This window comes from Mycobacterium sp. 48b, from assembly GCF_048282725.1.
GTDB lineage: Bacteria > Actinomycetota > Actinomycetes > Mycobacteriales > Mycobacteriaceae > Mycobacterium.
The window spans coordinates 3,998,304-4,010,067 of the sequence record NZ_JBLVUL010000001.1 but is presented as its reverse complement, the minus strand read 5'-3'; the positions used below and the strand labels follow the sequence as shown (position 1 = coordinate 4,010,067).

Annotated in this window: 12 protein-coding genes; 8 read left to right on the top strand and 4 right to left on the bottom strand. The window is 68.4% G+C overall.

All coding sequences use genetic code 11. The annotated features are described in order from the left end of the window. The 3 genes from ACNQR1_RS19735 to ACNQR1_RS19725 all read right to left on the bottom strand — a co-directional run bounded on the left by ACNQR1_RS19735 (window position 1) and on the right by ACNQR1_RS19725 (window position 1,693). Window positions 1–303, bottom strand: coding sequence for an urease subunit gamma (locus tag ACNQR1_RS19735; protein ID WP_066897631.1), 303 nt, complete (start codon window positions 301–303; stop codon window positions 1–3). Window positions 304–364: 61 nt separating this feature from the next. Then, a complete protein-coding gene (locus ACNQR1_RS19730; RefSeq protein ID WP_418047531.1) occupies window positions 365–766 on the bottom strand; it encodes a PaaI family thioesterase in 402 nt (133 codons plus the stop codon). A gap of 156 nt (window positions 767–922) precedes the next feature. Next, on the bottom strand, window positions 923–1,693 hold the full coding sequence (locus ACNQR1_RS19725; protein WP_418047530.1) for an iron reductase: 771 nt from the start codon (window positions 1,691–1,693) through the stop codon (window positions 923–925). Window positions 1,694–1,917: 224 nt separating this feature from the next. Here ACNQR1_RS19725 and ACNQR1_RS19720 point away from each other — a divergent pair, with 224 nt between their 5' ends. The 6 genes from ACNQR1_RS19720 to ACNQR1_RS19695 all read left to right on the top strand — a co-directional run bounded on the left by ACNQR1_RS19720 (window position 1,918) and on the right by ACNQR1_RS19695 (window position 8,928). Next, window positions 1,918–2,334 (top strand): BlaI/MecI/CopY family transcriptional regulator, encoded by a 417-nt coding sequence (locus ACNQR1_RS19720; protein WP_418047529.1) that lies wholly within the window; start codon window positions 1,918–1,920, stop codon window positions 2,332–2,334. A 14-nt stretch (window positions 2,335–2,348) separates the two neighbouring features. Beyond that, on the top strand, window positions 2,349–3,320 hold the full coding sequence (locus tag ACNQR1_RS19715) for a M56 family metallopeptidase (RefSeq protein WP_418047528.1): 972 nt from the start codon (window positions 2,349–2,351) through the stop codon (window positions 3,318–3,320). 51 nt (window positions 3,321–3,371) lie between these two features. Next, window positions 3,372–4,826 (top strand): NADP-dependent phosphogluconate dehydrogenase, encoded by a 1,455-nt coding sequence (gndA, locus tag ACNQR1_RS19710; protein ID WP_418047527.1) that lies wholly within the window; start codon window positions 3,372–3,374, stop codon window positions 4,824–4,826. 14 nt (window positions 4,827–4,840) lie between these two features. Then, the gene (locus ACNQR1_RS19705) at window positions 4,841–6,277 is read left to right on the top strand and encodes a GuaB1 family IMP dehydrogenase-related protein (protein ID WP_418047526.1); all 1,437 of its coding nucleotides are present in this window, start codon (window positions 4,841–4,843) and stop codon (window positions 6,275–6,277) included. Between the two features lie 250 nt (window positions 6,278–6,527). After that, complete coding sequence (locus ACNQR1_RS19700) at window positions 6,528–7,883, top strand: hemolysin family protein (protein ID WP_418050421.1); 1,356 nt, start codon at window positions 6,528–6,530, stop codon at window positions 7,881–7,883. Then, the gene (locus ACNQR1_RS19695; RefSeq protein WP_418047525.1) at window positions 7,876–8,928 is read left to right on the top strand and encodes a hemolysin family protein; all 1,053 of its coding nucleotides are present in this window, start codon (window positions 7,876–7,878) and stop codon (window positions 8,926–8,928) included. The genes ACNQR1_RS19700 and ACNQR1_RS19695 overlap by 8 nt, the downstream gene beginning before the upstream one ends. A gap of 9 nt (window positions 8,929–8,937) precedes the next feature. Here ACNQR1_RS19695 and ACNQR1_RS19690 read toward each other — a convergent pair whose 3' ends face one another. Continuing rightward, complete coding sequence (locus ACNQR1_RS19690; RefSeq protein WP_418047524.1) at window positions 8,938–9,552, bottom strand: TetR/AcrR family transcriptional regulator; 615 nt, start codon at window positions 9,550–9,552, stop codon at window positions 8,938–8,940. Window positions 9,553–9,688: 136 nt separating this feature from the next. On the opposite strand from ACNQR1_RS19690, the gene ACNQR1_RS19685 reads away from it, so the two are divergent. Further along, window positions 9,689–10,762: a zinc-binding dehydrogenase gene (locus ACNQR1_RS19685; RefSeq protein ID WP_418047523.1), complete on the top strand. Its 1,074-nt coding sequence runs from the start codon at window positions 9,689–9,691 to the stop codon at window positions 10,760–10,762. 63 nt (window positions 10,763–10,825) lie between these two features. Then, window positions 10,826–11,752 (top strand): 3-methyladenine DNA glycosylase, encoded by a 927-nt coding sequence (locus ACNQR1_RS19680; protein ID WP_418047522.1) that lies wholly within the window; start codon window positions 10,826–10,828, stop codon window positions 11,750–11,752. Window positions 11,753–11,764: the final 12 nt, after the last annotated feature.

Here is an 11,764-nt window from a genome sequence, read left to right as displayed (position 1 = left end):
TCAGGCGATCGGGTTGTGGACGGTGACCAGCTTGGTGCCGTCGGGGAACGTGGCTTCGACCTGTACGTCGTGCAGCATCTCGGGCACTCCCTCCATGACCTGCTCGCGGGTCAGCACATCGCGTCCGCTCACCATCAACTCCGCGACGGTGCGACCGTCGCGGGCGCCCTCCAACAGGTGATCGGTGATCACGGCGACGGCCTCGGGATGGTTGAGCAGCAAGCCGCGAGCTTGTCTGCGCCGCGCCAGGTCTGCGGCGTAGGAGATGAGCAGACGATCCTGCTCATGCGGGGTCAAACGCATAGTGCGCGATCCTGCCATGGCGAGCCGGGATCGGCAGCGCTCGCCGTCGCGCCCGGAAGCACTACTCGGGGATGTTCTGCAGCCGCACCTGACCGCGGGCCACCGGCTTGTCGTTCTCGTCGGTGATGGTGATCAGCCAGAGCTGCTGACGGCGGCCTCGGTGGATGGGTTGAGAGATCGCAGTAACCGTCCCTGATCCGATGGCGCGCAAGAAATCGGTGTTGTTGTTGACCCCGACCACGGTGCCGCCGCCGTTCTCCGACAGCCAGATGTGGCCCGACACACTGGCCAAGCTCTCGACGATCGAGCAGTACACGCCGCCGTGCACGATGCCCCAGGGCTGCAACAGCTTGTCGTGGATCTCCAGCTGCGCGCGGCCGCCGTCGGGGGTGAGCTCGAGATAGGTCAGGCCCAGTTCGGTGTCGAAGCCTTTGCCCAAACCTTCGGGGGTATCAGTGGTCACAGCCCTCGTGTCTACACGCCGTATCACCATAAAGATGCGGGCGGGTCCCGCGTATCAAACGCGGAACCCGCCCTCGAGCGGACCGGGGGTCTCTGCAGCCCTCAGGACTCCGGCGCGGTCCGTTAGCCTCGTATCTACATACTAGGCAAGGCTACCCTAATTAAGCAAGACCTTCCCCGCGCGGCCCGAGCCGCGGACCGGCAGGCCGAAGCCCACCAGGGCATCCAGCACCGCCTGGCCGCGCCGCATGCTCACCACCTCGCTGGAGCCGGCCAGCAGCGGAACCTGGGTGGCCGCGCCGACCACCGCCGCCCCGACCATGTGCCACATGGCCGCGACCGACATGGCCCCGTCGCTGATCTCCACCAACCGGGCGAACAGCGGCTCGAGTGCGCGATGGCTGCGGTGAGCCACCCAGGTGGTCAGTGCCGCCTCACTGGGCAGCGCGACGATGCCGTCATGGGAGGCACTGGCGAAGCGAGCGGCCCGGCCGCGATAGTGGGGGTCCTCGGGCAGACCGCGCAGGGTCGGATCGACCACACCGACCCAGTCGATCGCGCCCTCGGAGTCGACATGGACCCACAGGTTCTCCAGGCCGGTGTCCCAGGCCCGCCCTTCCAGCACCAGCAGCGGCACGACCCGGCCGATCACCACATGGGTGAACGTGGCGGCCAACTGCTGGGCGACCGCGGCCCGATTGCCCGTCTCGGCCATCGCAGCGTCGAACATGCCCTGCAGCCGATCCGCGGACAACGCCTCCGCCAGCGGCCACCACCGCCGCCGGGACAGGTCCCCCACCACGGCCACGCCGTAGACCCGCGGACACTCCGGATACAGCTCACGTAGACGCCGACTCGACTCGTGCAGCGGCAGCGTCCGCTCGATAGCCATACCCGCGATCAGCGGATCTTCGATCAAGACCGTCATGTCACCTCCGAAGGCTCCAGTTTGACTTAGGTTAGCCTTACTATAGTCACGTGAAGGATGAGAGCTACCCCCTGTGACTCGATTCACAACAGACCCCATATATGGCGCTGACCTTGACCTAAACCGCTACGGAAGACAGTCGGAGCGCCGTCGCCAAATGCATACGACGCGCGGTAGTAAACCCGTAGTACGCTGGCTTTACTGCTCAGGAGAGTGAACGGAACATGGCCAAAATGACGCGTCTCGGGGAGCTTGAGCGCGAGGTGATGGACCACTTGTGGTCCGCACCCGAACCCCAAACAGTGCGCCAAGTCCATGAGGCGCTGGCCGCCCGCCGCGACTTGGCCTACACCACGATCATGACCGTGCTGCAACGACTGGCGAAGAAGAACCTCGTCGTACAGCACCGCGATGACCGCGCGCACCGCTATGCGCCGACAAATGGCCGCGACGAGCTGGTCGCCGGCCTGATGGTCGACGCCCTCGACCAGGCCGCGGATTCGGGTAGCCGGCAGGCCGCGCTGGTTCATTTCGTCGAACGGGTCGGCGTCGACGAGGCTCAAGCCTTGCGTCGCGCACTGGCCGAACTGGAGAGCAAGCACCAGCTGAGCCCACCGGCTGGCAATTCGGGCACCGCCTGAGAGAGACTTACGGCGTGTCCGCGCTGGCCTTCACTCTCGTCGCGCTGGCCCTGGTAGGACCAGTGCCGGCGGTGTTGGCCCGTGCGGCGTGGCCGTTGCGCGCACCTCGCGCGGCGATCGTGCTCTGGCAGTCGGTGGCGCTGGCCGCCGTTCTCTCGGCGTTCTCGGCCGGGATCGCGATCGCCAGCCGCCTGTTCGTCCCCGGTCCGGACGGCCGTCCGACCGCAACCATCACCAGCGAGATCAAAGCGCTCGGTTGGCCGTTGTGGCTGCTCTACGTCGTGGTCTTCACCCTGACCCTGTTCATCGGGGTGCGGCTGTGCGTGGCCGTGATCCAGGTGGCGGTGGCCACCCGGCGCCGGCGCGCCCATCACCGCATGATGGTCGACCTGCTCGGCAAGTCACGCGACGCGGTGCCGGCCCACCTCTGTACGGCGCACCGCCCGCTCGCCGGCGACGGGCTGCGCATCCTCGATGTCGCACAGCCTCTCGCCTACTGCCTTCCCGGCGTCCGCAGTCGCGTCGTGGTGAGCGAGGGAACGCTGACCACGTTGGCGGACAACGAGGTCGCCGCGATCCTCACCCATGAACGGGCCCACCTGCGCGCCCGCCATGATCTGGTCCTGGAGATGTTCACCGCCGTCCATGCCGCCTTCCCGCGGTTCGTCCGCAGTGCCAACGCCCTGGACGCGGTCCGGCTGCTGATCGAACTGCTGGCCGACGACGCCGCGGTCCGGACCGCGGGTCCCACTCCCCTGGCCCGGGCACTGGTCGCCTGCGCGAGCGGCCGCACCCCCTCGGGTGCGCTGGCCGCCGGCGGGCCGACCACCGTGATCCGGGTACGACGCCTCGGCGGCAAGCCCAACAGCGTGGCCATGGCGGTCACCGCCTATCTGGCCGCGGCCGCCGTGCTGGTGGTCCCCACCGTCGCCGTCGCCGTCCCCTGGCTCACCGAGCTTCACCGCCTGTTTTCCGGTCTCGGATAAAGCTCTGCACGACAGGCGTTCTGCTACAACAAAACAACGAAAGGCTGCTGCATGAGCAAGACCAGCACTTCCGGCACGGCGCAGATCGGAGTCACCGGCCTGGCCGTGATGGGCTCCAATCTGGCTCGCAACTTCGCCCACCACGGCTACACCGTTGCGCTGCACAACCGGTCCATCGCCAAGACCGACGCGCTGCTGGCCGAGCACGGCTCCGAGGGCAACTTCGTGCGCAGCGAGACGATCGCGGAATTCCTCGACGCCCTCGAGAAACCACGCCGGGTGATCATCATGGTCAAGGCCGGCGATCCGACCGATGCCGTGATCAACGAGCTGGCTGACGCCATGGAGCCCGGCGACATCATCATCGACGGCGGTAACGCCCTCTACACCGACACCATCCGCCGCGAGAAGGCCATCCGCGAGCGCGGCCTGCACTTCGTCGGTGCGGGCATCTCCGGTGGCGAGGAAGGTGCGCTCAACGGCCCGTCGATCATGCCGGGCGGCCCCGCCGAGTCCTACAAGAGCCTCGGCCCGCTGCTGGAGGAGATCTCCGCCCACGTCGACGGCGTGCCGTGCTGCACCCACATCGGCCCGGACGGGGCCGGGCACTTCGTGAAGATGGTCCACAACGGCATCGAGTACTCCGACATGCAGCTGATCGGCGAGGCCTACCAGCTGCTGCGCGACGGTCTGGGCAAGTCCGCGCCCGAGATCGCCGACGTCTTCACCGAGTGGAACAAGGGCGACTTGGACAGCTACCTGGTGGAGATCACCGCCGAGGTGCTCAGGCAGGTGGACGCCAAGACGGGCAAGCCGCTGGTCGACGTGATCGTGGACGAGGCCGAGCAGAAGGGCACCGGACGCTGGACGGTCAAGTCCGCCCTGGATCTCGGTGTGCCCGTGACCGGTATCGCCGAAGCGGTATTCGCCCGCGCACTGTCGGGTTCGGTGCCCCAGCGCAAGGCCACCACCGGTCTGGCCTCTGGCGATCTCGGCGAAAAGCCCACGGACGCAGCACAGTTCACCGAAGACATTCGCCAGGCCCTGTACGCCTCGAAGATCATCGCCTACGCCCAGGGCTTCAACCAGATCCAGGCGGGCAGCGCCGAGTACAACTGGGGCATCACTCCCGGCGACATGGCCACCATCTGGCGTGGCGGCTGCATCATCCGGGCCAAGTTCCTCAACCGGATCAAAGAGGCCTTCGACAACAACGCCGACCTGCCCACCCTCATCGTCGACCCGTACTTCCGCGACGCCATCGAGGCGGCGATCGACAGCTGGCGCCGCGTGGTGGTGACGGCCACCCAACTCGGCATTCCGGTCCCCGGTTTCGCGTCGGCACTGTCCTACTACGACGCGCTTCGCACGGAACGGCTGCCCGCCGCACTGACCCAGGGACTGCGCGACTTCTTCGGCGCGCACACCTACGGACGCACCGATGCCGAGCCCGGTCAGAAGTTCCACACCCTCTGGAGCGGCGACCGCAGCGAAGTATCTGCCTGAGTAGATTCGTTGGTGTGAGATTCCTGAGCGGTCACACCCCTCCGTACGACCTGACCTACAACGACGTCTTCGTCGTGCCCGGACGGTCGGATGTGGCATCCCGGTTCGACGTCGACCTGTCCACCTCCGACGGTTCCGGCACCACCATCCCGGTGGTGGTGGCGAACATGACGGCGGTGGCGGGTCGACGCATGGCCGAGACCATCGCCCGGCGCGGCGGCATCGTGGTGCTGCCGCAGGATCTGCCGAGCACCGTGGTCGCCGACACCGTGCAGTTCGTCAAGAGCCGTGACCTGGTGGTGGACACGCCGGTGACGCTGAGCCCGGACGACTCGGTGTCCGACGCCACGGCGTTGCTGCACAAGCGTGCGCACGGCGCCGCGGTGGTGGTGTTCGAGGGGCGCCCGATCGGACTGGTCACCGAGGCCGGCTGCGCGGGCGTGGACCGGTTCGCCCGGATCCGCGACGTGGCGGTGACCGACTTCGTCACCGCGCCGGTGGGCACCGACCCGAGGAAGGTGTTCGACCTCCTCGAGCACGCTCCCATCGATGTCGCGGTGCTCACCGAGGCGGACGGCTCCCTGGCCGGTGTGCTGACCCGCACCGCCGCCGTCCGGGCGGGCATCTACACCCCGGCGGTCGACCCCTCCGGGCGGCTGCGCATCGCGGCGGCCGTCGGGATCAACGGCGATGTCGGCGCCAAGGCCCGCGCGCTGGCCGAGGCCGGGGTGGACCTGCTGGTCATCGACACCGCTCACGGACATCAGCTCAAGATGCTCGAGGCCATCAAGTCGGTGGCGTCGCTGGATCTCGGCCTGCCGCTGGCGGCCGGCAACGTGGTCTCCGCCGAGGGCACCCGCGACCTCATCGAAGCGGGCGCCTCGATCGTCAAGGTCGGCGTCGGACCCGGAGCGATGTGCACCACCCGGATGATGACCGGGGTGGGCCGCCCGCAGTTCTCCGCGGTGGTCGAATGTGCCGCTGCGGCAAAAGAACTCGGTGCACACGTATGGGCGGACGGCGGGGTTCGGCATCCCCGGGACGTGGCGCTCGCGTTGGCTGCCGGCGCCGCCAACGTGATGATCGGCTCCTGGTTCGCCGGCACCTACGAGTCCCCGGGCGACCTGCTGCACGACCGGGACGAACGCCCGTACAAGGAGAGCTACGGCATGGCCTCCAAGCGTGCGGTCGCCGCCCGCACCGCCGGGGACAGCCAGTTCGACCGGGCCCGCAAGGCCCTGTTCGAGGAGGGCATCTCCTCGTCGCGGATGAACCTCGACCCGGGTCGCGGCGGTGTCGAGGACCTGCTCGACCACATCACCTCGGGGGTGCGTAGCACCTGCACCTACGTGGGCGCCACCAACCTCGCCGAACTGCACGAGAAAGTGGTGCTGGGCGTCCAGTCGGCGGCCGGTTTCGCCGAAGGCCATCCGCTGCCGACAGGCTGGTAATCCGCCGAGTCGCGATACTATTGGGGTTCCTGTATACCGAGCGGGCAGTGGCATGTCGCCCTTGCGCCCACTCGGTCAGATCGAACGAAAGGGTTCACGTGCCGCAGGCACCCACCGAGGCCTCCGGTTCTGAACCGGCCTTCCGGGTGGAACACCAGTCACTTCTGAGCGCCGAAGCCGACGACCCCTCTCCTAGTCGGCCGGGCCCCGGGCCCGGCGTAGCTCTGGTGAGGATCTGATGGGCAGCTCGATGGACGTGCTCTTCTCGTTGCTGTCGATATTGGCGATCGTCCTGCTCACCTTGGGCACCGCGGTGTTCGTGGCGGCCGAGTTCTCTCTGACCGCGCTGGAGCGCAGCACCGTCGAGGCCAACGCCCGCACCGGCGACCGCCGCGACCAGCTGGTCCGCCGGGCGCACCGGACGCTGTCCTTCCAGCTCTCCGGGGCCCAGGTCGGCATCTCGATCACCACACTGGCCACCGGTTATCTGGCCGAGCCCGTCGTCGGTGAGCTGATCCGTCCGGGCCTGGACGCCATCGGCATCCCCGCCCGGTTCGCCGGGGGCCTGTCGCTGTTCCTGGCGGTCCTCATCGCGACGTCACTGTCGATGGTGTTCGGCGAGCTCGTCCCCAAGAACCTGGCGGTGGCCCGTCCGGTCCCGACGGCCAGGGCGGCCGCACCCTTCCAGTTGCTGTTCTCGATGCTGTTCACCCCGGTGATCCGGCTGACCAACGGCACCGCCAACTGGATCCTGCGCCGGCTGGGTATCGAACCGGCCGAGGAGCTGCGGTCGGCGCGCTCGGCCCAGGAGCTGGCGTCCCTGGTGCGCAACTCAGCCCGCAGCGGGTCACTCGACGCGTCCACCGCGTTGTTGGTGCACCGTTCTCTGCAGTTCGGTGAGCGTTCCGCCGAGGAACTGATGACCCCGCGCTCCAAGATCGAGGTCCTCGATGCCGGCGATTCGGTCGCCGACCTCATGTCGGCCGCGATCCGCACCGGCTACTCCCGCTTCCCGATCGTGGAGGGCGACCTCGACGAGACCATCGGCGTCGTCCACATCAAGCAGGTGTTCACGATTCCCCGCGAGGACCGGGACAAGACCCGGCTGGCGGCCCTGGCACTGCCCGTGGCGACCGTGCCCTCCACCCTCGACGGCGACGCCGTCATGACCCAGATCCGCGCCAACGGGTTGCAGACCGCGCTCGTGGTGGACGAATACGGGGGCACCGCGGGCATGGTGACGGTCGAGGACCTGATCGAGGAGATCGTCGGCGACGTGCGCGACGAACACGACGACGCCACCCCCGACGTGGTGCCCGCCGGGGCCGGCTGGCAGGTGTCCGGGCTGCTGCGCATCGACGAGGTGGCGACGAGCACCGGATTCCGGGCTTCCGAGGGTGAATACGAGACCATCGGCGGGCTGGTCCTGCAGGAACTCGGCCACATACCGGAGACCGGCGAGTCCGTTGAGCTCGCCGCCTTCGATCCCGACGGAGACCCCGACAAACCGACGCACTGGCTGGCCACGGTGGTGCGGATGGACGGTCGGCGCATCGACCTGCTGGAGTTGACCAGCCTCGGCCATAGGGAGAACAGCCATGGGTGACATCCTCGGCGTGCTCCTGACCGTGCTGCTGCTGGCCGCCAACGCGTTCTTCGTGGCCGCGGAGTTCGCGCTGATCTCGGCGCGCCGGGATCGGCTGCAGGCCCTGGCCGAACAGGGTAAACGCAGCGCCGTCACCGTCATTCGGGCCGGCGAGCACCTGTCGCTCATGCTGGCCGGCTCCCAGTTGGGCATCACGATCTGCTCGATCCTGCTGGGCCGGGTCGGCGAACCGGCCGTCGCGCATCTGCTGGAGAAGCCGTTCGCGTTGGTCGGGGTGTCCGACACGGTGCTGCACACGGTCTCGTTCTTCGTGGCGCTGGCCATCGTGGTGATCCTGCACGTACTGCTCGGCGAGATGGTGCCGAAGAACATCGCCATCGCGGGCCCCGAGACGGCCGCGATGCTGCTGATCCCGCCGTATCTGGTCTACATCCGGGCGGCGCGGCCGTTCATCGCGTTCTACAACTGGTGCGCCAACGCCACCCTGCGGGCGTTCCGCGTCGAACCGAAGGACGAGCTGGAGTCGGCCGTGTCGACCGTGGAGTTGTCGGAGATGATCGCCGAGTCGGTTTCGGAGGGCCTGCTCGACACCGAGGAACACGGCCGGCTGACCCGGGCCCTGCAGACCCGCAGCCGCACGGTCGACGATGTCGCGATGCCGTTGAGCGAGATTCACGCCATCCAGGTCGCCGCGCCGGGGGCGGGGCCGTCTGTGGGCGATGTCGAGCGCGCCCTCACCGAGACCGGCTATTCACGCTTCCCGGTGGCGGATTCGTTCGGCGAGTTCATCGGGTACCTGCACATCAAGGATGTGCTGCCGCACATCAACGACCCCGATGCGGTGCTCGACGTGTCCATGGTGCGTCCGCTGCCGCGGGTCCCGGCCTCGACGCCGCTGCCCGACGCCTTGTCGCTGATGCGGCGCAGCAACAGTCACCTCGCGCTGGTGACCGGACCCGACGACGCCGTGACCGCGATGGTGGCGCTGGAGGACCTGGTCGAGGACCTGGTGGGCACGGTGCGTGACGGCACCCACCGCATCTGAGGCGCCCGGCTATCCCCCGGTTTGATCGAGCAGCCCACGCAGGATCAGGTCGGCCAGATCGGCGGCCGCATGTTCGATCTCCTGCGGATCGTCGATCCCGCGTACGCACACGGCGTACAGGGCCGCCCCGCCGATCGCATCCATGACGGTGTCGACGTCGACCGGGCGACGGACCCGCCCCGCTGAGGCGGCGCCGGTCACGAGCGACGCGAGCTGGATGCGCGCGGCGGCGTCCAGCCGCTCCGTCATGAGCCTGCGGATGTCGGGGTCCGCCCGCAGATCGGTCAACAAACCCGGGATCGATTCGCGGACCGCGGGATCGCAGAACATCAGGAACGCGCCGCGGCACAGCCGGGTGATCTCGGTGGCGATGTCGTCGTTCGGCGCGGCCGGGTCCAGATCCGGGAACACCGCCTCATGGACCAGGAGCGCCTTGGACTTCCACCTGCGGTAGATGGTCGGCCGGCTGACCCCGGCCGTGCCGGCGATCAGGTCGATGGAGGTCGCCGCGTACCCCCGCTGCACCAACAGCCGGCGGGTGGCGCTCAGCACGGCCGCATCGATCGACGGATCGGGCCGTGAGCCCTGCCGCCGATGGCGACTGCCCGCCGAACGCGTCACCACGCGGTCTCCTCACATCGCCGGGCAGGTCAGCCGAGTCTGGCACACGGTGTCCCTGCCACCGGAACTCACTGTTTCCATCATGCCGGATTTGTTGTTACACCGTGTAATAACAAATTCTCCGTGGAGGTGTGGATCAGTGAACGACATTGCCGCCAAACCGATTTCAGCTGAAGCCTGGGTGGCCACCGCCCTCGGCGATCCGGCGAAGGTCCTGGAACGCCAGACCGTCGAGGTGCGCGCGCCCGGGCCCGGTGAGGTGCGGGTCGCGGTGCGCGCCTTCTGCCTGAACTTCAACGACATCGACGTCATCGGTGGCCGGTACACGACCATGCCCCTGCAACCGCCGTTCATCCCCGGCATGGAGGCCGTGGGCTTCGTCGAGAGCGCCGGCCTCGGCGCCGAGCATCTGGTGGGCCGGCGCATCGTGGGCATCCCCTCGATGGCCTTCGGCGGGTACGCCTCCTACGCGATCGTCGACGCCGCGACGGCGCTGGAGCTGCCGGACTGGGTCAGCGACGCCGACGGCGCCGCCCTGCACTACCCGTTCCACCTGGGCTGGTTCGCGCTGCACGAGCGGGGCCGGCTCAAGCCCGGCGAGACCCTGCTGGTGCACGCGGCGGCCGGCGGGACCGGATCGGGTGCGCTGGTGCTCGGCAAGGCAGTCGGCGCCCGCGTGATCGCGACCGCCGGCAGTGACGAGAAGGTCGAGTTCTGTCGCCGGCTGGGCGCAGACCACGCCGTCAACTACCGCAACGGCGACTGGGTGGAGCAGGTCATGGACCTCACCTACGGCCGCGGGGTGGACGTCGCATTCGACGCGGTCGGCGGCAGCGTCACCACCGACACCTTCCGCTGCATGGGCCTGCACGGGCGCCACCTGATGGCCGGATTCGCCGAGGACATCGCGCTGGAGGACGGCGACTACCTCTCGCCGCGCCCCATCGCCTACGGCAACTTCGACGTGTGCGGGGTCTGCCTGGTCTACGTGACCGACCCGCTGGCGGTCCGCCGCACCCTCGGGTTCAACTGGCCCGCCCGTTCGGAGGGCCTCGACGCCCACGTCAAACTGCTCGAAATGCTGCGCACCGGATCCATCCGGACCGTCATCGGCGCCGAGGTCGCGTGGTCGGACCTGCCCGCACAACTGGAACGGATGCAGGCCCGGCAGACCACGGGCCGGCTGGTGGTCAGCACCGGCGCACACGACTGAGCCCGCGACGCCACAGGTAGGCTCGAGCCGCACGGCGGCAGCGGGCCACCCGGTGGAGGAGACATGGAAGGACGCGCGGGATCAGACGCGGCTCTACTGACCCTTCCGGTTGACGCCGAAGCCCACCACGTTCTGGCGGCCCCGGACTGGACGGAACGGGCGGAATCACACCGGCGACGCGCCGACGAATTCCTCACACCGCACCTGCGCCGCCAACACGCCGGTGAACCGCATCCCGTGTGGGATTTCCTGTTCACCTACTACAGCCTCCGGCCCCGGCAGCTGCGGCACTGGCATCCGGGTTTCGGGGTGGTGCTCGCAGGCGAGAAGGCCGGCTCGTACCTGAGCCGTACCGGGTACGGCCCGCACCCGCACGGCGTCACGGTGCGGGCCGACTACCTGAACTCACGCATCGAGACGGTCCGATTCGTCGCCCGGTTGATGCGCGCGACCGCCACGCGCCCACCCCGGATGAACTGCTTCGGGCTGCATGAGTGGGCCATGGTCTACCGAACGCCCCAGCTACGGCACGACCAGGTTCCGCTGCGCCTCGGCACCGCCGGAACCGATGCCGTCGTCGAGTCGATGCCCTTGCGGTGCAGCCACTTCGATGCGTTCCGCTTCTTCACCGACGCCGCCGTCCCCCGCAACGACCGGCAACTGAGCCGGGAGCAGCAGACCGACACCGAGCAGCCCGGCTGCATCCACGCCGCGATGGACACCTACAAGTGGGCCTACAAACTGGGCCCGCTGGTGCCTTCGGAATTGGTGATGGATGCACTCGATCTGGCGGCCGACGCGCGGGCACTCGACATGTGTGCCAGCCCATACGACTTGAAGCGCTATGGTTTCGAGCCGATCGCCATCGAAACACCGGCCGGGCGTGCCGAATACGTCAGGGCCCAACAGCGCATCGCCGAACGGGCGGCTCCGTTGCGGGTCACTCTGGCAAACAGGTGTGAGCTGTTGCTCACCGGGCTGGACGGCTGAAAGGCCGACGTT

Bases quoted from the DNA above. Each gene is read 5' to 3' on its own strand.
- ACNQR1_RS19725 (WP_418047530.1), bottom strand. From the start codon at position 1,693: ATGACGGTCTTGATCGAAGATCCGCTGATCGCGGGTATGGCTATCGAG.
- ACNQR1_RS19735 (WP_066897631.1), bottom strand. From the start codon at position 303: ATGCGTTTGACCCCGCATGAGCAGGATCGTCTGCTCATCTCCTACGCC.
- ACNQR1_RS19700 (WP_418050421.1), top strand. From the start codon at position 6,528: ATGGACGTGCTCTTCTCGTTGCTGTCGATATTGGCGATCGTCCTGCTC.
- ACNQR1_RS19680 (WP_418047522.1), top strand. From the start codon at position 10,826: ATGGAAGGACGCGCGGGATCAGACGCGGCTCTACTGACCCTTCCGGTT.
- ACNQR1_RS19720 (WP_418047529.1), top strand. From the start codon at position 1,918: ATGGCCAAAATGACGCGTCTCGGGGAGCTTGAGCGCGAGGTGATGGAC.
- gndA (WP_418047527.1), top strand. From the start codon at position 3,372: ATGAGCAAGACCAGCACTTCCGGCACGGCGCAGATCGGAGTCACCGGC.
- ACNQR1_RS19695 (WP_418047525.1), top strand. From the start codon at position 7,876: ATGGGTGACATCCTCGGCGTGCTCCTGACCGTGCTGCTGCTGGCCGCC.